Source organism: Paenibacillus sp. FSL L8-0470 (genome assembly GCF_038008625.1).
Taxonomy (GTDB): domain Bacteria; phylum Bacillota; class Bacilli; order Paenibacillales; family Paenibacillaceae; genus Paenibacillus_AQ.
Genome location: NZ_JBBOZM010000001.1, coordinates 4,023,443 through 4,047,872, shown reverse-complemented (window position 1 = coordinate 4,047,872; position 24,430 = coordinate 4,023,443). Strand labels below are relative to the sequence as shown.

The following is a 24,430-nucleotide window of genomic DNA, read 5'->3' as shown; positions in this document are numbered from 1 at the left end:
AGCTACAACAAAAGGCGCTCCCTGACAGAGCGCCTTTGCCTTATTGATATATATTTAGCTATTATTCCGTTTTCTGCCCAGATTCCAGGGAGTCCTTATCCCCGATAAGCACCTCAACCTTGCGGATGCGGTTTTTGTTCATCTCACGGACGGTAAGCGTAACATGTTCGTAATTCATGCTTTTGCCGATAGTGGGCTCGCTTAGGTGACTGTATAACCAGCCGCCAATGGTTGTTACTTCATCATCGTGGAAGTCAAGACCTGTCAGCTGCTTGATCTCCAGGAGAGAAACCTTGCCGTCGAACAAGTAATTGACGTCGCTGAGCTTCTCGATATTCTTGCGTTCATCCCCGTCGAATTCGTCACGAATCTCCCCGACAATCTCCTCGAGAATATCTTCAATCGTAATCAGACCGGATGTTCCGCCGTATTCATCAAGCAGCAGGGCGATATGCACACGTTCTACCTGCATACGGGTTAACAAGTTCTTCACCGGGGTTACCTCAGACACAGTCAGAAGCGGCAATATCAGGCTTTTGAAATCGAAATCCGGGTTGTTGTCATACTGCAGGTACAGCTGTTTGGTATTGATCATCCCGATAATATTATCTTTGCTGCCGTCAGCGACAGGGAATCGGGTGTACTGCTCTTTACGGATGATGTTGAAATTCTCCGCCAGCGAGTGGTCGGTGAACAAGCACACCATGTCTGTCCGCGGCACCATAATTTCTTTGGCCAGCATCTCATCAAAATTAAAGATCCGGTTCACGTAGCCATATTCGGCTTTGTTGATTTTGCCGCTTTCATAGCTTTCGGACAGAATCAGACGAATCTCATCTTCACTGTGCGCATCGCCATGCTCGCTGGCTGGCTTCATCCCGAACAAGCTGACAAGCAGATTGGCGGAACCGTTCATGAGCCAGATCAGAGGGTACAATATTTTGTAGAACCAAATAATCAGCGGGGCTGTAATTTGACCGATTTTCTCCGGAATGTTGATAGCGGCCGTCTTCGGTGCAAGTTCTCCGACTACGACATGCAGGAATGTGGCAATAATAAATGCCAATGCAAAGGCAATAGGTTCGCTCACACTGTGACTGATATCAGCCAAATCGAATAAAGGAATCAGCAGCTGCTCAAATGCAGGTTCTGCCAACGCCCCGATACCGAGGGCAGTGATTGTGATCCCAAGCTGACAAGCAGACAAGTAACCGTCAAGGTTCGCTGCAACTCTTTGTACAGCTAAAGCATTCTTCTTTCCCTCGAGAACCATTTGACTTACTTGGCTGCCTCTCAATCTTACTACTGCAAATTCCGTGGCTACAAAAAAAGCGGTTAAAATAATCAAAATGGCCACCAACATCAAACTAAGTCCTATACCCATAAAATCTTTACCATCCCTCTCGTTATTAAAATAGGTTATACTCATATTATGAGTTCACTTGAACCTATTGTACGAACTTTTCATTAAAATATCAAATGGCGAAGGGGTGCCATCTATGGAAGCTTTTACTTTAAGCCGAAAAGAAATGTCTGGACTGCTGCTCTCGCTGACCGGAAGCTCAGAGCAAAAACCGCTGCATATTCTTCAGGAGGTCTGGACGAAATTTCATCACGAAGAGGTGAAACAGGGGATGTCCCTGCCTGCGTTCCTCTCTACGGATATCCCGCCGATCCTGCAAAAGATCATAAAAAGAGGGAACGTCAAAGGGTTCTCGCTCTCGGACATTGCTGCTCTTGGACATCTCATAGAGTATTCCACACTGAGTGCCAGCGCTATGCAAAATTGGGTGAAGCGCGACTTTAAGGAATATCTCGGCTCACCGAGGGAAGGGAAAAAGTATTCGGTTAATCAGGCTGCGCTGCTATTTATCATTGATGACCTAAAAGCAGCACTTGATTTCGAAAGTATACGTCAGCTATTCCGCCTGCTTTTCCTGAAACCGGAACGGGATGATGATGATTTGGTTGAACCGGCGCAGCTGTATCACGGGTATGCGGAGCTGTTCGAAGAGATTAAGCGCAGCCCTGCGCTGCAGGCTCAAGGGATGGCTGAACGCAGTGCAAACAGAGATTATTCCTGGAAAACGGACAGCTCACTAAGAAGTGCAATGGATAAATTGATGAACCGGCTGAGCCATCTGACAAGACCGCAAAGGGATGCTGTGCAAAATATGCTGATGATCTCGGCAATTTCTGTACAAACCTGTTATTTTCAAGCCCTGGCCCGGCAATACTTTAATGCTGCTTTATTCCTTGATTTTTAGAAGCAGCACTCTTAGAATGTGTAAGAGAAACTAGCAATATCAGGGTAGAATAGTCGGAGTAAGGGAAGAGGTGCTTGATCTTGAATCAAATGACGCTACTGCGAAATCCGAAGCAAAGGAAGCTGCTGTTCAGTGCGGGATTAAGCTGGATGTTTGACGCGATGGATGTCGGAATGATTTCTTTTGTGGTTGCAGCGCTCGCCAAGGAGTGGTCGCTTGAACCGGAGCAGATTGGATTTTTGACCAGTATTAATTCGGTGGGCATGGCAGCAGGGGCGGCAGCGGCGGGGATTTTGGCCGACCGTTTCGGACGCAAGTCAGTATTGCTATGGACCTTGTTGATCTTCTCGGCGGCCAGCGGCTTATCGGCTTTTGCTACAGGCTTCGGGATATTATGTGTACTGCGCTTTGTAGCCGGGTTCGGGCTGGGCGGAGAGCTGCCTGTTGCTTCAACGCTGGTGTCGGAAAGCATGCCTGCAAAAGAGAGAGGCCGGGCGGTTGTGCTGCTGGAGAGCTTTTGGGCGGTAGGCTGGATCTTATCGGCTTTGATTGCCTACTTTGTTATTCCGGATTACGGCTGGCGTATCGCCTTCGGCATAGGTGCCGTACCGGCACTTTATGCGCTATATTTGCGGCGTGCCATAGATGATTCCCCGCGGTTTGCGGAAATTAGGAAAGCTCCGGTTTCGCTGAGTAAACGCATTGCTATCGTCTGGTCGCCGGAGTACCGTAAATCAACGATCATGCTGTGGATTTTATGGTTCACGGTGGTGTTCTCCTATTACGGCATGTTCCTGTGGCTGCCTACGGTAATGGTGATTAAGGGCTTCAGCCTTGTTAAGAGTTTTGAGTATGTACTGATTATGACGCTTGCCCAGCTGCCCGGATACTTCACAGCCGCTTATTTCATTGAAAAGTTCGGGCGCAAGTTTGTACTGGTAATCTACCTGCTGCTCACAGCAGTCAGCGCTGCCTGGTTCGGAAATGCGACAACCGAGGGCATGCTGATGGCTGCAGGGATCTGCCTCTCATTCTTTAACCTTGGCGCATGGGGCGGCATGTATGCTTATACCCCTGAATTGTACCCGACATCAATCCGCTCGACGGGAGCAGGGCTGGCCACCTCCTTTGGCCGGATCGGCGGTGTGATCGCACCGCTGCTGGTAGGTTTTCTGGTAGGCGATAAGGTCGGCATCAGTTCAATCTTTATGCTGTTCTTCGTAACCATTATTATCGGTGCGCTGGCAGTGTTGTTTCTGGGTAAGGAAACGAAAGGAACTGAGCTGCTCTAAGAGAGTATTCCTTGCCGGATCTACTTGATGTTAATCCTGCAACAATGCTAATATTAGATGTGAAATGTACAGCGGTTTCGGATAATTCGAGAAGAACAAAACGGTTCCTTCACACCATGTGAACAGGACCGTTTTTTCATAAGAGCAGGAGCAGGGTCTTCTCGGATTACGTTTCAGGATTGGAGCGATGGAAGAATGAATAATGAAGGGAAGCTGCCGCACTTTACAGAGCTGGTCTGGGAAAGCACGGAGAGTAATGTGCCGATTCCGCCACGGGAAGCTGCCGGGAATGTGCAGCCGCAGTCAGCCGCCGCCAAGATGAAGAAGAAAGAACCGCCGAAGGAGACGGTACAGCTTCAGCTCTGGGATATGGAAGAGAAGCAGGAACCGGTAACTACTACGGAAAGCCAATTTGTACACCGGGCACGTGAACTGGCGGAACAAAGGGAAGCCGCGACACTGTTTGTTCCATTTAAGAGTTATTGGCCTACATACGGGCATATGACGGGAGCGCAATACAGATGGTATTTCTTCTGGCGGGATGAAGTCCGACATGGCAGATATCCGAAGACTGATCTCTCTTATATTTTTCTGCATGTCTATGAACTGATTAACGGAGTAGGCTGGGAAGAACCACAGGAAGGGTACAGACAGCTGTCCTTGCTATGGGAAGCTTACAGGGATCAATACAAGCGGTTGGATCAATATCTTGGCGGCTGGATTGCCGATTTCATCTTCGTGCATAAATTAGACGTGCCGCTGTCAGGCATCGTTGCCCGTACGCGCGGACTTGCCGGAGATCTGGCAGAGCTGGAGCTGATGAGGTGCCTGACTACTGCACCGGAGCAGCTGACCTTTGCAGTGCTGACGGTCATGTCGGATTACGATATCAGCAAATCCAAGTTCTACACCGGTGAAGGCAAAGCGGCGGCTGAGTGTTATATTCCTCAAGTGGTTGCATTAATAGACGCCTATGTAGCCCGCAAACATGGGTCCAAGCTGGTGGAGATGTTCCCGCCCGGCCCGCCGGTACTGCGGGAGCGTTACCTGTTCCGTAGTGCAGTTTATGATATATCGCTCTACGGCTACTCCGTACTTGTGCCTGTCGTAAGGATCAGTAAATCTCCGCCGCTGCGCAGCCTGATTACGCGGCTTTTCCGGCTCACCGAGAACAAGCTGCGTGAGCTGATGGGCTTCCGCGGACGGCTGAAAGACGTTAAGGTCGATGCGGATATGGACGAGCTGGTGACCCGTTTTCTGAAACGGGAATTCCGCAAGGCAGAGCAAGCCGGGAAAGGTCCGGCTGTCGTTATTGACAAGAGGAAGCTTGAACGGCTGGAGAACGATTCCGAGATTGTCCGGACGCTGCTCACTATAGAGGAGCCTGAGGATTCAGCAGAGTTGGAGGATTCAGAGAATTCCGGGGATTCGGAGCTTGATTACGCTGTCCCTTCCTTTATAGAAGAGGATCCTATAGAAGAGATTTATGCTGTTCCCGAGACCCTAAGTGTTCCAGTATCGCCCGCTGCCGCGAGCAGTACAGACAATGAGTGGGAGGCATTTGCTTTCGTATTGACACCTCTGCAGCGGCAAGCGGTGTCCGCGCTCGCGGATGAGGATGGAATGAAGGCTGTGCAGAAGCTGGCCGCTGCCGGGGGGACGATGCCGGAGCTGCTGTTTGACGAAATTAACGAACTTGCCATGGACATGCTCGGCGATCTGCTGATCGACGGTGAGGAATTGACTGAGGAATTTATGCCCGTGCTGCAATATTTGAAGAGGTGAATCCCTAGATGAATGAACTGAAAATACCGAAACGGATGACAACCGCACTCGTAAACTCGCTCACGGCGGGTGTAGTGCCGCGAATCGGACTGGAACATATTGCTGTCGGCCGGCGTCCCGAGGTGGAAGCCATCCTCAGGGATATGGACAATATTGCTGAAGGCGGAGCGGCTTTCAAGCTGATTACCGGTAAATTCGGCAGCGGCAAAAGCTTTCTGCTGCAAATTATCCGCAACTACGCCATGGACCGGGACTTTGTGGTCGCGGATGCCGATCTTTCGCCTGAACGGCGGCTGGTAGGAACGAAGGGGCAAGGCCTCGCAACCTACCGGGAGCTGATGAGCCACCTGTCGACCCGGACCCGTCCAGACGGTGGAGCACTCGAAATCATGCTGCAGAAGTGGATTATGACGCTTCAGCAGGCGGTGATGCAGGAGAAGGGGTATGGACCTGACTCTCTGCAGCTTGGCGAAGAGGTGGAGCAGCGAATTTATACAGTAGCCTCTGAGATGCGCGGTCTTGTGCATGGCTTTGACTTTGCCAAGGTGCTGGCGGCTTACTGGAACGGTCATAAGCTTGCCGATGATGAGCTGAAGCAGGATGCGCTGCGCTGGCTCCGCGGTGAATTCGCCACCCGCACCGAGGCGCGCAAGGCACTTGGCGTAGGCGTCATCATTGATGATGACAATTGGTACGATTATATGAAGCTATGGGCCGAATTTACAGGTGCCATCGGCTATAAAGGTCTGCTGCTCTTTATAGATGAGGGTGTTAACCTCTACAAGATTACCAACAGTATTTCCCGCCAGAGCAACTACGAAAAGCTGCTGACAATGTTCAATGATACGATGCAGGGCAAAGCGGAACGGCTGGGCATCTTTATTGGAGGTACCCCGCAGTTCGTTGAAGACGGGCGGCGCGGATTGTTCAGCTACGAGGCTTTGCGTTCACGGCTGGTGGCGGGCCGTTACGGCTCAGCCGAGCTGAATAATTTCACCGGACCGATTATTGCGCTGGACATGCTGTCCCATGAGGAAATTCTGGTGCTGCTTCAGAAGCTGCGGGATATCCACGCACTGCATTACGGCTATGAAGCGAGACTTGCCCAAGAGCAGCTGGTGCATTTCATGGAAGAAGCCGTGGGCAGACTGGGCGCTGACGAACTGCTGACCCCGCGCGAGGTCGTGCGTGATTTCATGGATCTGCTACACACCCTTCACCAGCATCCGGAGATTTCGTTCGAGAAGCTGGTGGGCGAGCGCACCGCAAACCCGGCGGAGACTGAGCAAAACGAACTGGACGGATTTCTTGCGGAGTTTGACCTATGAGCGACAATCCGTTCTACAGGCTGGCTCCTTTCATCAAGGAGTTTATTTATAAGAACCGGTGGGAGACGCTTCGCGAGGCTCAGGTAGATGCTTGCCGCGTGTTGTTTGATACCCCGCACCACCTGCTGATTGCCTCCGGTACGGCCTCAGGCAAGACGGAGGCGGCATTCTTCCCCGCATTAACTGAGCTCTATGAGCGCCCGTCCGATTCGGTGGGGATTCTCTATATTGCGCCGCTCAAAGCGCTGATCAATGATCAATTCACACGGTTAAATGATTTGCTGCGGGAAGGCAATATCCCGGTTTGGCATTGGCATGGCGATGTACCGCAAGCGGATAAAACGAAGCTGATGCAGAATCCTTCCGGGGTGCTGCAGATTACCCCTGAATCGCTGGAGGGGCTGCTCATGAACCGCCCGAATGCGATCCCCGCCTTGTTCCATGATCTGCGCTTCATAATTGTTGATGAAGTGCATGCCTTTATGGGGGCGGACCGCGGCATCCAGGTGCTCAGCCAATTGGCCCGGATCTCGCGGATGGCCGGCTGCCATCCCCGGCGGATCGGCCTTTCGGCCACACTGAGCGATTATGCTTCCGTGACCGAGTGGCTGGCCGCCGGAACGCGGGAGAGCGTGGAGGTATCCGCACCGCAAGGGGGGCGCAAGCTCCGGCTGAGTGTGGAGCATTTCTCCTTCCCTGATGCGCGGGATGAGGTGCAGGCTGAACACCTGGAGCGGGCCCGCCAGGCCTATTACGGGTTCATTTACGATCATACGCATCTGAAGAAGGCGTTGATCTTCACCAACAGCCGCACGGACGCCGAGGAGGCGATTCTGGAGATGCGGCGCATGGCAGCCAAACGCGGCGAGCGGGATGTGTTCCATGTGCATCATGGAAGCATCTCCGCGATGCTGCGCGAAGAGACGGAAGCCGCGCTCCGGCAAGGTCCCGGCCCGGCGGTAGCCGCAGCTACGCTTACCCTGGAGCTGGGCATAGATCTTGGCGAGCTGGAGCGGGTGCTGCAGCTCGGGGCACCTTACAGCTGCGCCAGCTTCGTCCAGCGGCTGGGACGCTCCGGCAGACGCGGTGACTCTGCTTCGGAGATGATCTTCGTCACCCCGGAGGAGGAGGATGAGGAGGCGCAGCTGCCCGCGCGGATGCCCTGGACGCTGCTGCGGGCGATTGCGGTCATTGAGCTGTATGTGCGGGAGAAGTGGGTAGAGCCGCTGAATGTGCGCCAGCTGCCGGTTGGGCTCCTGTACCATCAGACGATGAGCATTCTTAAGAGCATGGGGGAAGCCGAACCGGAGGATTTGAAAGCAGCTGTTCTGAGCCTGCCGTCCTTCCGGGGAATTGACCCGGCGGATTACGATACCTTCATGGAGTACATGGTGGGCATGGGCCATATTGAGACACTGGAGGAAGGCGGACTGCTGATCGGGCTGGCCGGTGAGAAGATCGTCAACAATTTCCGTTTTCTTGCTGTATTCAAAGACGATGAGGAGCATGTCGTCTATAATGGCACCGAGGAAATCGGCTCCATTACCACCGTACCCCCACCGGGCTACTGTTTCACGCTGGCGGGCAAGCTGTGGAAGGTGGAGGAGGTAGACAACCGACATAAGGCCGTCTATGTCAAAGGCTCGCGCGGCAAGGTTGATACCCTCTGGCTTGGTGCTGGCGGTGATGTGCATACCCGGATCATGGCCAAAATCCGTGAGGTATTGGGAGCGACGGCGCTGTATCCGTATCTGGCGCCAAGCGCAGCGGCCCGGTTGGAACGGGCCCGCCGCCTGGCCAAGGAGAGCGGTCTGCTCACGCGATCCGTCCTGCCGGCAGGCGGCGATTCCATGTTCATCCTGCCGTGGGCGGGAAGCCGGCAGTTCCGGACTTTGGAACGGCTGCTGAAGAATAACCTGAAAGGCCGGCTGGGGCTTCGTTCCATCACACCGATGGAGCCTTATTATATGGTAGTCGCCGGCAGTGTAGATGCGGATACGCTGGAGGAAGAGATCATGGCTGAAACAACCGCTGCGACGGACCCGCTTTCCTTGCTGAGCAAGGATGAAGCGCCATATCTCGGCAAATATGATGAATTCATCCCCCATGAGCTGCTGCGCAAAGCCTTTTCACTGGATGGGCTGGATGTGCCAGGGCTTCTGAATGTGATTAAGCAGTGGCGGGTGGAGAACTAGAGCGTTTACTACAATCTGTATTGCGGAAGCACTATGAAATCTAAACTTCATAGCATTAATGATGCGGCAGCAGCCACGGATGATCCATCCCGGGCTGCTGCTATTTTTCTGCAAAGGCATGCCAATATAGGGAAGAGAAATCCCAATATGCATGCTTTTGTCCGAAGAAATAAAGTGTCAGACTGAAACATAAAGTATTAGACTGGTGAGCACTTCATTAAGCCAACCGAAATATAAAGGTCAAATAGCCGGGTTCATTGAAAGGCAGCGGTACTCCCACTCAAACGAGTAAGGGTGTACTACTGCCGTTTCTTTTTCAGATTCGTTTTTAGATTCCTGGGATTATAGTTGCAAACTTATATAATCAATCTAAGTGAAGCACGGCTTTGCCCGAGAATTTCCGTTCCATAAGATTACGGGCAACCGTGTCAATTTCGGTCCAGGGCGCCTCCACTTGGATTCGTGGGATTAACCGCTCATCTGTGACCAGCCGGGCCAGCAAACTCAGATCGTCCGCGGCTGATTGACGAGTGAGTTCCTCACCTAAAAAGAAGCTGTACAAGGTTCTTCCTCCGCTGGTCACCATATTCTTCATATCGATCATTGCGGTATTTGAGGAAGAAAATCCTACTGCAACGCAAATCCCTTGGGGCGCTAGCTGCGGCAGCAACGCCGCCAGTGTATTGCCGCCTACTGAATCGATGATCAGATCGTACGGCCCAAATTTGCTGGCTGATGAAATTGCGGAATATCCAATGATCACTTCGTCGGATCCAACCTCCCGAACAAGCTCAGCCTTCTCTTCCGTGCTTGCCGTACCTACAACGTATGCGCCGGATTGGACTGCAAGCTGATGGGCGAATAGCCCAACTCCGCCGCTAGAGCCTGTAATGAAAATTCGTTTGCCAAGCAGCATGCCGCCTTTTCGAAGTGCATAAAGAGCCGTGAGCCCTGCTACGGGGAGGGTAGCCGCCATAGTGAAAGTGAGTTTGTCTGGGATTTCGGTCAACAACGATACGGGAGCAGCCACTTGCTCGCTCCAGGCTCCCATCGGGAGCAAACCAACAACCCTGGCCCCTTTTTGCGGTCCTGCGCCGTTCTCTGCCGGCTTGATGACAATCCCGGCGAGATCCCAGCCAGGACGGCTAGATATTTCCTGATTTTTAGCGTCACTCACTTCACCGCGGTTGAGTGAGACGGCCTTCACTTGCACAAGCGCTTCCCATGGCTTAGGCTGCGGGGCGTCAACTTCCTTGAAGGCCAAATGAGACGGGGCACGCGGATCAACAACAATAGTACGAATCATATCGGTTTTCCTCCATGTTGGTTATGGTCATTAGATGACCTTCATTTCAATGAGGAGTATACTTTAAATGAAGGCTCGGCCCAAGTGCAGAACTACACTTCATAAGAGAAAGGAAGAGAAGATGGATACGGAGAATTCCAGACATAGAATCGTAATGGGAGAAATTGAAGCCCTGCGGATAAAACGCCAGCAAAAGCTTGTCGATCGACCTCAACCGTCCTTGAAACGATTTACTCAACAAGAGCTGAACGACGAGGCTTTTCCTTCGTATAAAAATCTGCTGGTTGGACGTACCCGCCGCATACCGACCCGCCAGACGATAATAAATATTGCAGAATATCTTGAGTGTACATCCGACGAGCGCAACGATTTGCTTATGGCAGCCGGTTTTCTTCCAATTCAGACCGAATTGTATGGACGGTCGTTGGAGCGTGCATTAGAGTGGGCTCAGCAAACGATGAGGAGTATTCCTTTTCCAGCCATGGTCGTAACACATACTCAGGACATCAAGGGATTAAATGAGCCTTTTCATCAATTGTTCGAAATCCCTCTCGACCGTTCATATGACGGTTTAATGAATAGGGTCGATTTACATTTTAATACTGGTTTTCCTATCCGGTCCCGCTCCACGTTTGACAAGGCGTCGTTTAAGCAGTGGGAGGAGCACATTATAAACGGAATACAAGCCTTTAAGAGTGAGCACATACTCTCGCGTTATGATGCGTGGTATCAAAAAATGCTGGATAGAGTTCAGAAATATAACGCGTGCGAATATCTGAGTGTGCCGGATGTAGGGGGAAATGTTGATCAAATACAAACAATTCTAGCCAGAATGGAAAGCTCCGGAGGCCTTATTCCCGTACGCTACAGACAGATTTCGATTTCTGCAGGCGGCCGCTTATATCCGCAAATTGAGGTTTTCCTGCCGGTAGATTCTGCCGCGCGCACAGTTTTCGAGAACCTGGGATGTCCAGCTGATTGTGCATTTGTCTAATCCGACACTTACAAGAGGATGGAATCGAAAAAGTTATTGATAGCTGATAATTGAATAGGTGGTTTATTAAACTAATGGGGAACGATAGTTTAATGACAACAGCGGCAGTCTAAGGCTTTATTTATCAAGTCTTGGTCTGCCGCTGCTTTATATTAATTGTTCAGTCTAAATCAACAACTCTAGTCTAATACTTTATTTTCACTGAACAGCTTTATTTTATATATAGAAAAAACAAACCTTTATTCTGCAGTTCCCACCTTGTTGGAAGCGCTTAATCGAAAGATAATGAACATATCACGAAGACAGGGGGCAACAAACAAATGGTCAACAGAAAAATGCAAAAGACATTCTCCATCGGTTTAACTGCTGCTATGGCATTAACCTTGGCGGCATGCGGCAACTCCAACAACAACAATGACAAAGGGGGTAACAACGCAGCTCCGGAAAGCACCAAAAGCGCTGCGGAAGCTACCAAAGACAGCGGCAAAAAAGTAACGATTACCTTCCAGAACATCTATCCTGACCCTGCAACACCTGCCTACAAAATGATCCGCGAATTGGTGGCCGAATATGAAAAAGAAAAACCGAACGTTCATATTGAACTGGATACATTGAACACAGACCAGCAAAAAGTAAAGCTTAAAACACAAGCGGCCTCCAAAGAAGTGCCAGACATCACCATTGTTAACCCTGCTGCACAAATGAAGCCGTTTGTAGATGCCGGATTGTTCGCACCACTGAACGATATGCTGGAGCAGAACGGACTGAAGGATACGTATCAAACTGGATTGCTCGATTACTACAGCTTCAATAATAATGTGTACGCACTGCCTGACGGCAACAATATCGAGGTGGTGTATTACAACAAGGAGCTGTTTGAGCAAGCCGGAATTGCAAACCCGCCAACCACATTCGAAGAAATGCTTAAGGATGTAAAGATTCTCAAAGAGAAAGGAATCACACCCCTAGCGATCGGTGAAAAGGACTCCTGGACAGGCTCATTCCTGTTCATGAACATTCTGCTCCGTACCAACGGCGGCCCGGGTTTCCTGCAAGAGGTGCTTGACGGCAAGAAAACGTTCGAAGATCCAGCATTCGTAGAAGCAGTAGACGCCTTCCAGCAGTTGGTCCAAGCCGGCGCATTCCCTGATGGTGCAACATCCATTGATGCCAATGCAGGCGGCAATATCTTCAAAACAGGTAAAGCGGCAATGTGGTCTATCGGTTCATGGGAAACCGGAGCCATTGATGCTTCATCTGTAGCCGGCAAAGTAGGGGCCTTCCAATTCCCTACAGTTAACGGTAAAGGCGACCCTAATGAATTTATGCTTGCACCAGGCAGCGCATTTGCCATTTCCGCAAACAGCGAGCATTTGCAGGAAACCAAGGATTTCCTCAACTTCTTCGCATCCAACTATCCTAAGAAGCAATTTGAACTGAAAAATGCCGTAGGTCTGGGCCAAAAAGTAGATGGCGATTTGAAAGCTGCCGGTTACTCCGATCTTGCGATTAACATTGCAGGCCTGTTCAATGAAGTCAAAGGCGGTGACCTGGCGTTTGACAATACGATGAATCCGGCAACGGCGCAAGTTCACTTGAGCAGCATTCAGAACCTGTTTGTGCAAAAAGTGGATTCCGCCGCAGTGGGCAAGGAACATCAAACCGCATTCGAAGCTAATAAATAAGAAGCAATAGAAACATTCCCATGATCTATCGATGCGAAGCGAGCTGACCAGAGCTTCTTCGCATCGATCTATGATGGACATAGAAAAAGAAATCTGCTTGTTTAGGAGGCGGGAAAGATGAAAGTACTAAAGGTGCCAGGACGAACAATAGCCGTCTTCGTATTGCCAGGTCTGCTCTTATATGTATGCCTTGTGTTTGTTCCCATACTGGTTTCATTGTATACAGGCTTATTGAAGTGGGACGGTCTCACTTCTGCAGAGTTTATCGGTTTCGGCAATTTTAAAGATATGTTTTTTAATGATCCTGTCTTTTGGCCATCAGTAAGAAGAACACTGCTGTATGCGGTGGCTTCCATGCTGGAAATTCCACTGTGCCTGTTTATGGCTATTTTACTTAACCGTTATTTGAAAAGAGCAAATACTCTGGTTTCGATCTATTTCACACCGGTTATTCTTTCCGTCGTCATTATCGGCCAATTGTGGAAAACGGTCTACAATCCGGCTTCCGCAGGAGGTATGCTGAACGGGGTTCTGATCTCCCTGGGACTGGACAGCTGGACACATAACTGGCTCACTGAACCCAAGATTGCCATGTTCGCACTCTATTTCGTATCGCTTTGGCAGTTCTTCGGCTACCATCTGCTGATTCAGTATACCGGGGTGTCCAATATTCCAGATGAGCTTTATGAAGCGGCTAAAATTGACGGAGCAGATGGATTTAAGGCGGACCGTTACATCACCCTGCCGCTGATCGTTCCGATCTTTAAAATATCAATTGTACTGGCGTTTATCGGTTCACTGCAGGCCTTCGATCTGGTCATGGTCATGACAGCGGGGGGCCCGGCACATGCTACCGATGTAATCTCTACCCATATGTATAACAGTTCCTTTATGTCCTTCAAGTATGGATACGGCAGTGCGATTGCCACCTTCCTGGTTGTGGTCTGCCTGGTCTTTACCGGATTCATCAATACCGTATTCAATAAAATCGAGCGGAAATTCAATTAGAAAAGGAGTGCGCGATCATGCGAAAATTCAAAAAAGGAATCGTGTATCTTCTTTTCGCCATTCCTGTAGTGACCCAGCTGTATCCCTTGTTATGGCTGTTGCTGTATTCCCTGAAGACCAACGAAGAAATTATGGATGGCAGCTTCTTTTCCTTTCCAAAATCGTTTCAATGGCATAACTACAGCGAAGCTTATACTTCGGGGAGTTATCTGAAATACTTGTCCAACAGTGTGTTTGTTACGGCGGTTACGATGATTTTCGTCATTGTGCTGGCCTCCATGGTTGCCTATGCGATTTCACGGTTCCGCTGGAAATATGGAAACATTGTAATGATGGTCTTTCTGATGGGTATGATGATCCCTATGCAGGCGACTCTGCTGCCGCTGATGATCATTTTCAAAAATATGCATATCCTGAACACACATTTATCACTGATTCTGCCTTATATTGCATTCTCCACGCCAATTGCCGTGTTCATCCTATCCGGGTTCATGAGAGACATTCCGCATGAAATTGAGGAATCTGCATTTATCGATGGAGCCAGTGTATACCGCATCTTCCGCAGCATTATTCTTCCGGTTTCAATCCCGCCGGTGATGACGGTGTGCATCCTGACCTTCATCAACATCTGGAACGAATATATTCTGGCGGCAACCTTCATTTCTTCCGAGAAACTGAAGACCTTGCCATTCGGGGTCTACACTTTTGTCAGCCAGTATTCAGTCAACTATGGAAATATCGGCGCATTCCTCGTCATGGGCGCGCTGCCGGTCATCCTGATCTACTTCTTCCTGTCCAACCGGATTACAAAAGGGATGGTGGCAGGAGCTGTTAAGGGTTAATGGGCGTTGCAATTAAATTTGTATTGGATTTATAATAGGGAACGGCAGACACAAGATGTTGAAAGGAGGAGAGTCCTATGCGAAATGGCTTTCATTCCATCCACCATCGGTTGTTTCTGCTGTTTCTTTTTTGCATGTCCAGTATTCTGCTGATTGTCAGCCTGCTGTACTATAACCGGACTACTGTTCAGCTGCATGAAAAGATCAGTGATCTGTCGCAGAAGAACGTCGCTCAAACGGCCGGGCTGTTTACCCTGCTCTACAAGGGGTATGATTCCCTGTCCAAATCACTCAGCAATAACTTTGAGATGGTTCGCCTGCTTAATGAAACAACTGATGAACCGGCAGTGGCTTTTATCAATGAACAGACTATCACAAATATCATTGGCTCGATTTTTTATTCGCGGGACGATCTGGTAGGCATCCATGTCATCATGGACAAAGGCAAAATTTATAATTACGGCAACTACATGAACGTGGTTGACCCGGAGTACCACACCGAGGACTGGTACCATGAGCTTAAGGCTTCTACGGGGAAAATGGTCTGGCTCGGCGTGTACGAGCATTCGCTCATTGATGAGGTCGAGGACAGTCCTGTATTCGCTTTCGGGCGGCAAATTTATGATCTCAATGAACACAAGCCGATAGGCATCGTTCTGTACGAAACGAACCCGCAGCCTGTTCTTGATGCGCTGGATAATCTGAAGCTGGGAGCGCACAGCCAGGTTTATCTGATGTCTCAGGATGGGCGTTTTGTATCCTCGGCTACGGACCCGTCACCAGTCGTGGAGAATTTGCCGTCCCTGCAGGGGGATAAGGATGTCATTGTGCAGCAGGAAAGAGACCGCTTAATTGTAGCCTCCAAGCTGTCTTTCTCCGGGTGGTGGGTAATGAGCATCACTCCGGACAAAGATCTCAATGTGGAATTGATCGAGATGAAGCGATATCTGCTGATTGTTATTTCCATTCTGATTATCGTATCCACCCTGATTGCTTCGATTGTGTCGCAGACCATATCCTCACCGCTCAAGAAAGTGATCCGGGAGATGAAACAGGTGGAAATCGGAAACTTCCGGGGCGTGGTTAATGTGTCTTCCTATCAGGAAATCAATATTCTCGTCGCTTCTTTCAACCGGATGGTCCGGCGGATTGAGGAATTGATCGAACGGGTCAAGCTCTCTTCCGTCAGTGAGAAGAACGCCGAGCTGCATGCGCTGCAGTCCCAGGTGAACCCGCATTTTCTCTACAACACACTGGATATGATTTACTGGATGCTTGATGAGGAGGGGAATGAGCAACTGGGAGAGCTTGTACTCTCATTGTCCTCCATGTTCCGTTACAGCAGCCAGTGGGAAGACGGCGCGGAAGTTACCCTTGAGGAAGAGATGGAGCAGATCGGCCATTATCTAAAGATCATTTCCATCCGTCTTGAAGGCAGGCTGCAGATTGTCGCCGAAGTCGATGAGCGCTGGCTGAATATCCGCGTTCCGAAGATGACGGTACAGCCGGTGATCGAGAATGCTGTCAAGCATGGATTGGAATCGCTTAACCGTCAGGGTATCCTGAAGGTGTACACCCGTGAGGAAGGGAATGTTCTGAAGTTATTCGTTGAAGATAACGGCAATGGCATGAATGCGGAACAGCTGGAGCGGCTGCAGGATTCGCTAAACGGAGACAGTCCGAAAGAAGGCGGCAAAGGCGGCATCGGCTTGCAGAATCTCCACCGCAGGCTGCAGTATATGTTAGGGGATAGTTACGGTCTGCAGATTCAAAGTTTACCCGGAGAAGGGACACAGGTTGCCATCATGCTTCCGATTAGAGTGGAGGGAGACACATACAAGTGAACATTCTCATAGCCGATGATGAACGGGTTATCCGCGAAGGCATCAAACGCACGATTAAGCATCTGTATCCGGAGTATCAGGTTTTTGTGGCTGAAAGGGCCGAAGAAGCCGTCAAGGTGCTGGAAGAACAGCGTATCCACATCGTGTTGACTGACATCCTAATGCCGGGTATGAATGGCCTTGAGTTTATGAAAATTTCCAGACGCAGATATCCCTATGTGAAATGGATCGTGATCTCCGCTCATAGTGAGTTCTCCTACGCACAGGAGGCGATCCGTCTTGGAGCGAGGGATTATCTGCTCAAGCCGATCGGCAAAAACAAGCTGGAGGAGATTATCAATAATCTGACGCTGGAGATCCAGAAGGACAACGACATTTCACGGCAGGGGGAAAGGCTGAAGGCTAGCCTCAAATTTCTGCGGGAAGGTGTATTCCAGCGGCTGGCCTCTGGCCTTGATATCGGCAATTTGGATATTGGTCCGTTCATCGAAGATTATCACAACTTTTACTTGGTGATGGTACAGCTGGACCCGGGGGAAAAAAGCGCGCGCCTGGAGCATTTTATCGTGGAGAATGTACTTTCCGAGCTGATCGAGCTGCATGGGAACGGTTTTGTCGTCAATTTCGACCGGCAGAGTTTACTCGGCCTGGTTACCTTGAGGGAGAACGAGCGGACTGAACCGTTTCGGGAGGAGCTTCGTGCCCATCTCAACCATTATCTGAAGATGCCTTTTCAAATCCTGCATTCCGGCTTGAGTTATGATTTCAATACCGTGCCGCAGGTCGTGAAACGGATGAGGGAAGCATCCGCTTCACAAGCGTTTGAGGCGGAACCGCTGAAGGGAAGCGGAGAGAAGGCCATTGACGTTGCACTGCATTTTATCAGGGAGCATTACAACGAGGATCTATCGCTGGAGAAGATGGCCTCTGTCGTGTTCCTGAACCCGGCGTACTTCAGCCAGTTGTTCAAGCAAAAGACAGGGCAGGGGTACAAAGAATACGTCACCTCACTGCGGCTGGAACAAGCAAAGCTGCTGCTGCTGAACCCCAAGCTGAAGCTGGCTGAAATCGCAGAACGTGTGGGGTATCAGGACATGCGCCATTTCACTCAGATGTTCCGTAAAAGATTCCAACTGACTCCGACTGAATACCGCCAGCAGCAAAATATCAATATTCATCTGACCAAAGGCTGCCCGCCGCAATAAAAAAGGAAGCTGACACCGATTATCGAAACCGGTTCAGCTTCCTTTTTAGTCCATTTACTCGAAAATCCTGCATTTCTTACAGCCTATCAGATGTTGTTGGTGCTGAAGTGGAATATGCTACCAGAATCTATTTCATTAAAAGCAAAAAGGGCGAATAAAAACAGTAAAATAAGTAAGGTGTAAATAATCGTCCCGACAATCCCGCAGACGAGGCCGGCGATGGCTAGACCTCTTCCCTCTTCATAACGGGTACGAATCTCTTTCAGGGAAATCGCAGAAAGTATAATCGCAATAATCCCAAATAGAATCCCGATATATGGTGACACAATGGACAGAATCCCAAGCACCAATGAGGCAATGGATTTACCATTTGTCTGTGCCGGCGGCGGTGGCGGCGTGTAATAGTCCTGATGTCCAAACGGTTGATAGCTCATGAACAAACTCCTTCATAAGTAAATTGGTATTGCTGCTCCTCGCATTATATAACAATTTCCAGAATATTACGGTGATTAATTTTTGATCATTTCGGCTGTTCTATATAATTTAGCCAATGCTCCAGCTTCACAGCTAGCGTAAGGCCGACGGATTCGGCCAAACGAATGGAGGCGATATTGGTATCCTCCACCTGATATCTTGGAATATAACCTCTCTGCAGCGTATGGAATACCGCAGTGCGGACGACCCGCTGTGCAAGTCCGCTTCTTCTGCCGGCTTCGGCCGTACGCACGGCCCCGATTTCCCAGATTTGTTCCTCGTTGCGGAAGACGAGGCAGGTGCTGAGTGGCGTGTCTCCCCGGAATATAGATATGGAAAAAGCGCCGTCTGCAAAACAATGCTCAATTTCTTCCTTGCTGTAATCATTCGCCCGCCATAATGGGAGCAGCCGTTCATCCATCTGTTCGTTCAGTACGGCTTCGGCGTCCGGAGCGAACCGTTGCTCTGCTGTAGAACTATAGGAATAAAAGCATCGTACTTTGTGCAGCGGAAATTGACCGGCAATCGCAATCCGTGTCTGATCCTGAATTTTGAAGACTAGATTCGTTTCTCTGGGCAATCGCTGTAGCAGCTCGGGCAGCACTTCGGGGCTACTGTAATCCATCAGCACTATTTTCTCGGCATCCGGATATATCCGTTGATCAAAAGAGTAAGCGTCTGCAGGCAGAAGCAACAGAATACCCCAGTGTTCCTGCTGTTGAACCAGATAGCTGTCTATCACCTGATGATAAGCGGTCATCATCTTTAACGGGGTTACATTTTTTAGCGGATTTTCACGCAAGTACTTCATAATCAATTCAGTATGTCCCAATGAACTTCACTCCAGTTCTTATTTATATTCACGAACTACTTTAAGTCGGGATACAGCTCCGATGCCGAACAGAAAAAGGATAAGACCGGCAGCAAGCATGGTTCCAGAGGCTCCAAAATGGTCGGCTGACGAAGAAAAGACAGCAAGTCCCAAAGGGGGACCTACACTCATTAAGGACCCCAGTACACCGAACATCCGCCCTTGCAGGTCCTCAGGCACCTCGAGTCTCAGGATGATATTAATTAGTAAAGTGCTGAATGAGAAGGTGAAGCCGATTAGCAGAATGAGCGGGATGGCCAGCATCATTGAGGTAATAGCCGACAGCAGGGCGTACAGCGGACCCAGCAGCAGGAGACTGACAGCGACCAGCAGACCACGGTGCCTGATCCTGTTCCCGGCAGTCAATATCAAGCCCGATCCAAGCATGTACCCGAGCGGGATGCAGCTCTCCATCAGACCGAACTGAAACGGACTTGCCTTCCATACCTGCACGGCCATGACTTGTGTCAGCATGAGGCAGGAGAGGAAAAATAGTGTGAGTACGGGAAGCAGTAAGGTAACAGCTCTAGCAAATGGATTACTCCAAATATAACGGAAACCGCTGAAAATATCCTGCTTGAACGTTTTTTTGGGTCCACGTGCGGCTGTAACACCAGTGAATGAGCCTGAGGCTAGCACCAGCAGGAAGGCTAACAGAAAGGTCATCCCATCTACAAAGATCGCCCAAGCGCCACCGAAGGCAGCGACAAAGATTCCGCCGAGCGCGTAACCAACAGTACGGGAGATGTTCTCTGACAAGGTCATCCAGCCTGCTGCCTGCTGGATATGTTCTTTGCCGACAACAGTCAGCAGGGAAGCCTGAAAGGCAGGAGACTGAAATTGTCCGGCAGAGGTTACAATTCCGGTAAGACAAACAATCAGGACGAAGGAGAGATTAGGGCTGGTAAGGGCGTAAGCGATTCCCAGTACAGTGATGCTCTGTACCAGATAGGCACATACAATCAGTGTTCTGCGGTTGACGCGATCGGCGAGGGTGCCCGCTACGCTGCCCAGCAACGAACAGATGACAAGGTTGCTGACAGTCATGATGCTCATCATTTTTGCACTGCCAGTCTCCTGCAGTACCCATAGACTAAGAGCGAGACTGTGAAAGGCATTTCCCAGTATCGTAAGCGTACTGGCTGTGAACAACAGCAGGAAAACTTTGTTTTTACGTAAAACCGGATAGTTCACTTGGGGCATAGGGGCATTCACGATCTCAGCGCTGGTAGAATTCATCAACAAAACCTCCTCGTAATCACTTAACTTAAACGTTTAAGTTATTATAAAGAATTTATTGGAGAACTTCAACCAAAAATTGATTGCTGCCTGTCAGACTGGAATCGTACTGTTCGCGAATAACAGATGTCATTAATTCGTAGGCGGTCAGTGCTCTATCGTTCTGAAACTGAATGACTGTCGTACTGTCCAGCAGGATTTCCGGTACTCCGCAGGTGCAAATGGCTGTAATTGAAGAGGCCAAGGCAGTTTTTTCAACAGCTTTTGCCAAATATTCATTGATGGCGATGATATGCTTATCCCGGTTAAGGGTCAAAAAGCTCACGAGTTCACTTTGTGCCTCTTGGGAATTGTTGACAATATGAACTTGCTCCCGCGGCAATCCCGATCCAGCAAGGATCCACTCCGCTAACGCCTTGTTATGATAACTCTCCATGACCAGACAGGAGGGAGCTGTGGAGGAAGATACAGCGGCCTGCAACGCTTGGGGATAGTTATAATTAACCTGATTAAAAAGACTGTCATCGATGATGCTGTCGAGCAGAATCAGAGGAACGCCTTCCACAAAATTGGCGGATATCCGGTAGAACATCTCATCCATAACGTCCAGCACAAAGACAGCATCCAGCTTGCGTTCACGGATTACATCCATCGCAGGATTAAGGGGATTTAAACGGACAAGCAGAGTATGATAACCGGCTTCTGTTAGCATCGCTTCCAGACTTTCCACCAGCGACATGTAATTTTGGCGTTTCCAATAGGGCAAAGCGGATGTCCGGTTAATCAGAATGCCGACCAGTCCGGTCCGTTGTTTGACCAGGGAACGCGCCGCGAGATTCGGGACATAATTCAGCTCCCGGGCAATTTGCAGTATAATCTGCCGGGTCGGGTCAGGGATTGTCTGGTTCTTCACATTATTCAGCACATAGCTGACCGTAGCTACTGAAACGTTCGCCTGACGGGCAATATCCTTCATGGTCGCTTTTTTCATCGGGCATTCTCCTTAACAAGGCTTAGAAGAAAAGCCTATCATTCAGCCACGGGACAAGTCAACTGAATGAAAAACTAAAAATATTTACTTGGAGACAAGAAGAGGCTGCTCCCCGTTATTCAACGACGGGGGAGCAGCCTGTGTGCTGTACAATTTTACAGCTTAAGTTTCATTTTTGGTGACACCATTCAAACTGGGAACATAATCTTCAGCCTTATTGGTGTTTAACATCTGGGGTTCTTCAGTAAGATGTGCATGGTTTTGCTGGTTGTTTTTCTTATCTGCTTTATTATTTGCACGGTCGTGTTTGGGATCGGCACTATTTTTGGGCATGATTTCACCTCCATCTGCTAACAGATAGTATGAGAAACTGGTTTGCATTTTATCCCAGCCATCTGAAATCGGGGGTGCGTAGCCTCTCTGGAGTGTGTACCGGATCATTTACAAAGAGCGAAGGCTTAGAGTAAGCTGACAATAAAATAACTACCCAGCAAAGAAGGTGACGGTCATCGCTGTAAGCCCTGTTCCTATTGAAGTGGTTCCTTATAATCCCGCTTGGAAGGCCGAATTCAGCAGAATCAAAAAGCGGATGCTTGAGATCCTTGGAGATCTTGTCATTGCTGTCGAGCATGTGGGCAGCACCTCAATTGAAGGTTTGGCGGCCAAACCGATTATAGACCTGGATCTTGTGATGGAGAGCTATGAGGCACTGCCTGGTATTGTCGAGAGGTTCCGGGAATTTGGTTATGTGCATCTTGGAAATCTTGGGATTGAGGGCAGAGAGGTATTTGAGTGCGAGAAGGATGACGGTTTGATGCAATATCATCTTTATGTATGTCCCAAGGACGGTAAAGGTTATCTGGAGCATATTGCTTTCCGGGACTATCTGCGGAGTCATCCTGCTGCGGTTCGGGCGTATGAGGAAGTAAAGCTGGCCCTGGCAGAACAATACCGCAATGACAGAGAAGCCTATACGGAGGGCAAGACAGCTTTTGTACATTCCATCCTAAACAAAGCCATGCAGTGAGCGGAGAAAAAAGTATGAATAGAGCGGCAACCGGACCTGAATAACAGGCCAGCCGGCTGCCGCTCTGCCAGTTGTTTCATTGCTTCCAGCGGATTGTAGTCCGTTCCTGCTTTCCAGAGAGTAGAGTACATCGCCTCTTGTCTCGCTTGCGAGTTATGCATCAGCTGAAGGTTATGTTGCTGCATGGCTGGCAGCGTATAGTGGTTGGTGGATACGATAAGCTGGGGAAGGCTCGCCGCCCTGGCATCATAAACCTTAATTTCTTTATGTGCCCCAGCTACTTCGATCAATGCCATTGAACCGTGCCTGTCGGAAACCAGAAAGTTCCTGTAATCGGAGATCGGCATGCTGCGCAGCAGGGTAACAGCTTCTCTGGTTGTAGTGCAGTCATCGAGCAAGGCCCGAACCACTCCCGGGAACACAAAACCCTCACCTGTCATTTCTGGCCGGATTCTGCCGGAGGTCATGGTCACGCTGAGACCTTCGTCATTCATGCCGTCATACCGGCCGAAGAGCTGAAGTGAAAATCCGATATGGGCGGGCTTGCCCGTCACACGGGTGGTGCTCAGGCTACAGTTGAATTTTCTTGTATTCATGGCATTTGGATGGTAAATTATAGATATAAGTTTGGGATTGAAATTCAGCTAATAATTGCATGAAATGCGTACATTAAACAATCCGCCAGTCCGTATCTTGGCGGGTTGATTTTTTTAAAAAAGCAAGGCTGGTTTGACTATGTTCTGCTGTGAACAAAACGTTTTATGGTCCAAAAAGGTACCGTAAGGATACCTTTATTTGTTGAAATGCTTAAAGAATCCGAAGGATGATCAATTTCACAAAGGCCGGTAAAAGTTTCACCGCTCACAAGATGAACACGCTGCTTCATACTTTGCTCCAAGGCCGACTGTATTTCTATTTTTCTCATTCGTTTCACTTCCTTTTGAAACTGTGGCATTATGATCTCTACTTATCATTAAACAGGATTAGAAGAATTTAACAGACCTATTGGTTACAATATTGTATTATTATTATATACATTAGTTTGAAACCGGGTTATTCTTAAAGAAACTGTTTACAGTGAATCTAGACCCAAGCACCCTCCAGTTAGGACGGATAGGTTGATTTTCTCAGAAAAATGGAGTTGGAGAGGTGAATGGCTGTGGATACAAGGAATGTTATCAAAGGGATTTATCATGAAATCCTTGAACGGATCGAATTGCTGCTATTGAACTCAAGTCTTGAGTATGTGGAGCACTCTTCTGAAGTAATAGAGGGGGGCATGTATGCTTGGGGACAAGCTGACGTATTGAAAGATGCGTACCGGATGGCTTTGATTGAAGAATATTTGATTCTGGTTACCCAAATGCGGTTGGAGCTTGAAGAGAAAGACAGCAAAGCTCTCGCCAGTTTTGACCATAGCTGCAATATTGTATTGACTTATTTAAAGCAGGAAACGTTTGTGTACGAGAGTACGAAAGAAGATGTATTGAAGACGATTGAAAAAGAATTGGCTATTCAGTACTTCGTTATGAATCTGCCGGTGGAGAACATGAAATAATTGTCCCCATAACCTGGTCGTCGCGGTGAATCGGGCATACCTTTCTTGGTGTAATATTCAATCTAATAACGTTTAGCTCTCAGTCCGCCAGTGTTCAACTGGCGGATTTTTCCGTTGCTTTAATTTCTCTAAGATGGTTATAATACAAACAAGTGTTCTTATTTATAGGGACTGAGGAGGTCAGACAACATGAAGAAATTTGACAGCATATTCGACTGCAGCCGGGTGATGACTCCGGAGCACAAGCGCCGGATCATCCAGGATGAAGAAAGACAGCGCCTGCGAAGCAAACCCGTGCTCGATGCTCAGGAATGGGAGCTGATAGATCAAGTGCTTGCTTATTCCAAGCGTTACAACGAACAGATCACGATCACGCTGTTCGATCCAGAGAAAGATCATAAGATCAGGGGCGTTGTCATGTCAGTGGACCTGCAAATGCGACAGGTCAAATTACAGATTGAGTATGAATATGATTGGATTATGATTGACGATGTTATTCAAGCGACTACATAAATAAGG

At 49.2% G+C, this 24,430-nt stretch carries 23 protein-coding genes; 14 read left to right on the top strand and 9 right to left on the bottom strand.

Annotated elements, in window-relative coordinates; all coding sequences use genetic code 11:
• Positions 1–61: 61 nt before the first annotated feature.
• Entirely contained in the window at positions 62–1,384 is a 1,323-nt protein-coding gene (locus NST99_RS18205) for a hemolysin family protein (RefSeq protein WP_341097687.1), read from the bottom strand.
• A 115-nt stretch (positions 1,385–1,499) separates the two neighbouring features.
• On the opposite strand from NST99_RS18205, the gene NST99_RS18200 reads away from it, so the two are divergent.
• The 5 genes from NST99_RS18200 to NST99_RS18180 all read left to right on the top strand — a co-directional run bounded on the left by NST99_RS18200 (position 1,500) and on the right by NST99_RS18180 (position 8,867).
• Positions 1,500–2,267 carry a DUF1836 domain-containing protein gene (locus NST99_RS18200; RefSeq protein WP_341093577.1) on the top strand — a complete coding sequence of 256 codons (768 nt, stop codon included), beginning with the start codon at positions 1,500–1,502 and terminating at the stop codon, positions 2,265–2,267.
• An 89-nt stretch (positions 2,268–2,356) separates the two neighbouring features.
• A complete protein-coding gene (locus NST99_RS18195; protein WP_445745035.1) occupies positions 2,357–3,559 on the top strand; it encodes an MFS transporter in 1,203 nt (400 codons plus the stop codon).
• 195 nt (positions 3,560–3,754) lie between these two features.
• Positions 3,755–5,344, top strand: a complete 1,590-nt coding sequence (locus NST99_RS18190) for a TerB N-terminal domain-containing protein (protein WP_341093573.1) — start codon at positions 3,755–3,757, stop codon at positions 5,342–5,344.
• Positions 5,345–5,352: 8 nt separating this feature from the next.
• Positions 5,353–6,672 carry an ATP-binding protein gene (locus NST99_RS18185; protein ID WP_341093571.1) on the top strand — a complete coding sequence of 440 codons (1,320 nt, stop codon included), beginning with the start codon at positions 5,353–5,355 and terminating at the stop codon, positions 6,670–6,672.
• On the top strand, positions 6,669–8,867 hold the full coding sequence (locus NST99_RS18180) for a DEAD/DEAH box helicase (protein WP_341093569.1): 2,199 nt from the start codon (positions 6,669–6,671) through the stop codon (positions 8,865–8,867). Before NST99_RS18185 ends, NST99_RS18180 begins: the two co-directional genes overlap by 4 nt.
• 364 nt (positions 8,868–9,231) lie before the next feature.
• Here the strand turns inward: NST99_RS18180 and NST99_RS18175 are convergent, their stop codons facing one another.
• Positions 9,232–10,173, bottom strand: a complete 942-nt coding sequence (locus tag NST99_RS18175; RefSeq protein WP_341093568.1) for a zinc-binding dehydrogenase — start codon at positions 10,171–10,173, stop codon at positions 9,232–9,234.
• A gap of 121 nt (positions 10,174–10,294) precedes the next feature.
• On the opposite strand from NST99_RS18175, the gene NST99_RS18170 reads away from it, so the two are divergent.
• The 6 genes from NST99_RS18170 to NST99_RS18145 all read left to right on the top strand — a co-directional run bounded on the left by NST99_RS18170 (position 10,295) and on the right by NST99_RS18145 (position 17,751).
• Positions 10,295–11,167, top strand: coding sequence for a hypothetical protein (locus tag NST99_RS18170; RefSeq protein ID WP_341093567.1), 873 nt, complete (start codon positions 10,295–10,297; stop codon positions 11,165–11,167).
• A gap of 320 nt (positions 11,168–11,487) precedes the next feature.
• The gene (locus tag NST99_RS18165; protein ID WP_341093566.1) at positions 11,488–12,852 is read left to right on the top strand and encodes an extracellular solute-binding protein; all 1,365 of its coding nucleotides are present in this window, start codon (positions 11,488–11,490) and stop codon (positions 12,850–12,852) included.
• Between the two features lie 117 nt (positions 12,853–12,969).
• Positions 12,970–13,860 carry a carbohydrate ABC transporter permease gene (locus NST99_RS18160; protein ID WP_038592609.1) on the top strand — a complete coding sequence of 297 codons (891 nt, stop codon included), beginning with the start codon at positions 12,970–12,972 and terminating at the stop codon, positions 13,858–13,860.
• Positions 13,861–13,877: 17 nt separating this feature from the next.
• On the top strand, positions 13,878–14,702 hold the full coding sequence (locus NST99_RS18155) for a carbohydrate ABC transporter permease (RefSeq protein ID WP_340898057.1): 825 nt from the start codon (positions 13,878–13,880) through the stop codon (positions 14,700–14,702).
• A gap of 77 nt (positions 14,703–14,779) precedes the next feature.
• Positions 14,780–16,546, top strand: coding sequence for a cache domain-containing sensor histidine kinase (locus NST99_RS18150; protein ID WP_341093564.1), 1,767 nt, complete (start codon positions 14,780–14,782; stop codon positions 16,544–16,546).
• A complete protein-coding gene (locus tag NST99_RS18145; RefSeq protein ID WP_341093563.1) occupies positions 16,543–17,751 on the top strand; it encodes a response regulator in 1,209 nt (402 codons plus the stop codon). The genes NST99_RS18150 and NST99_RS18145 overlap by 4 nt, the downstream gene beginning before the upstream one ends.
• An 86-nt stretch (positions 17,752–17,837) precedes the next feature.
• Here the strand turns inward: NST99_RS18145 and NST99_RS18140 are convergent, their stop codons facing one another.
• From NST99_RS18140 to NST99_RS18120, 5 genes are all read right to left on the bottom strand, one after another.
• Positions 17,838–18,185, bottom strand: coding sequence for a DUF4190 domain-containing protein (locus NST99_RS18140; protein WP_341093562.1), 348 nt, complete (start codon positions 18,183–18,185; stop codon positions 17,838–17,840).
• Positions 18,186–18,271: 86 nt separating this feature from the next.
• Complete coding sequence (locus tag NST99_RS18135; RefSeq protein ID WP_341093560.1) at positions 18,272–19,057, bottom strand: GNAT family N-acetyltransferase; 786 nt, start codon at positions 19,055–19,057, stop codon at positions 18,272–18,274.
• Positions 19,058–19,075: 18 nt separating this feature from the next.
• Positions 19,076–20,335 carry an MFS transporter gene (locus tag NST99_RS18130; RefSeq protein WP_341093559.1) on the bottom strand — a complete coding sequence of 420 codons (1,260 nt, stop codon included), beginning with the start codon at positions 20,333–20,335 and terminating at the stop codon, positions 19,076–19,078.
• 55 nt (positions 20,336–20,390) lie between these two features.
• A complete protein-coding gene (locus tag NST99_RS18125) occupies positions 20,391–21,326 on the bottom strand; it encodes a LacI family DNA-binding transcriptional regulator (protein WP_341093558.1) in 936 nt (311 codons plus the stop codon).
• Positions 21,327–21,488: 162 nt separating this feature from the next.
• Positions 21,489–21,659 carry a hypothetical protein gene (locus NST99_RS18120; RefSeq protein WP_341093556.1) on the bottom strand — a complete coding sequence of 57 codons (171 nt, stop codon included), beginning with the start codon at positions 21,657–21,659 and terminating at the stop codon, positions 21,489–21,491.
• A 166-nt stretch (positions 21,660–21,825) separates the two neighbouring features.
• On the opposite strand from NST99_RS18120, the gene NST99_RS18115 reads away from it, so the two are divergent.
• Positions 21,826–22,353, top strand: coding sequence for a GrpB family protein (locus NST99_RS18115; protein WP_341093555.1), 528 nt, complete (start codon positions 21,826–21,828; stop codon positions 22,351–22,353).
• On the opposite strand, the gene NST99_RS18110 is transcribed toward NST99_RS18115, so the two are convergent.
• Together NST99_RS18110 and NST99_RS18105 are read right to left on the bottom strand one after the other, a co-directional pair.
• Entirely contained in the window at positions 22,296–22,949 is a 654-nt protein-coding gene (locus NST99_RS18110; RefSeq protein ID WP_341093554.1) for a C45 family peptidase, read from the bottom strand. The two genes, NST99_RS18115 and NST99_RS18110, sit on opposite strands and share 58 nt — an antisense overlap.
• 137 nt (positions 22,950–23,086) lie before the next feature.
• Positions 23,087–23,278, bottom strand: a complete 192-nt coding sequence (locus NST99_RS18105) for a hypothetical protein (protein ID WP_341093553.1) — start codon at positions 23,276–23,278, stop codon at positions 23,087–23,089.
• Between the two features lie 234 nt (positions 23,279–23,512).
• On the opposite strand from NST99_RS18105, the gene NST99_RS18100 reads away from it, so the two are divergent.
• Complete coding sequence (locus tag NST99_RS18100; RefSeq protein ID WP_341093551.1) at positions 23,513–23,911, top strand: hypothetical protein; 399 nt, start codon at positions 23,513–23,515, stop codon at positions 23,909–23,911.
• A 189-nt stretch (positions 23,912–24,100) separates the two neighbouring features.
• Positions 24,101–24,424 (top strand): YolD-like family protein, encoded by a 324-nt coding sequence (locus tag NST99_RS18095; RefSeq protein ID WP_341093549.1) that lies wholly within the window; start codon positions 24,101–24,103, stop codon positions 24,422–24,424.
• Positions 24,425–24,430 lie beyond the last annotated feature (6 nt).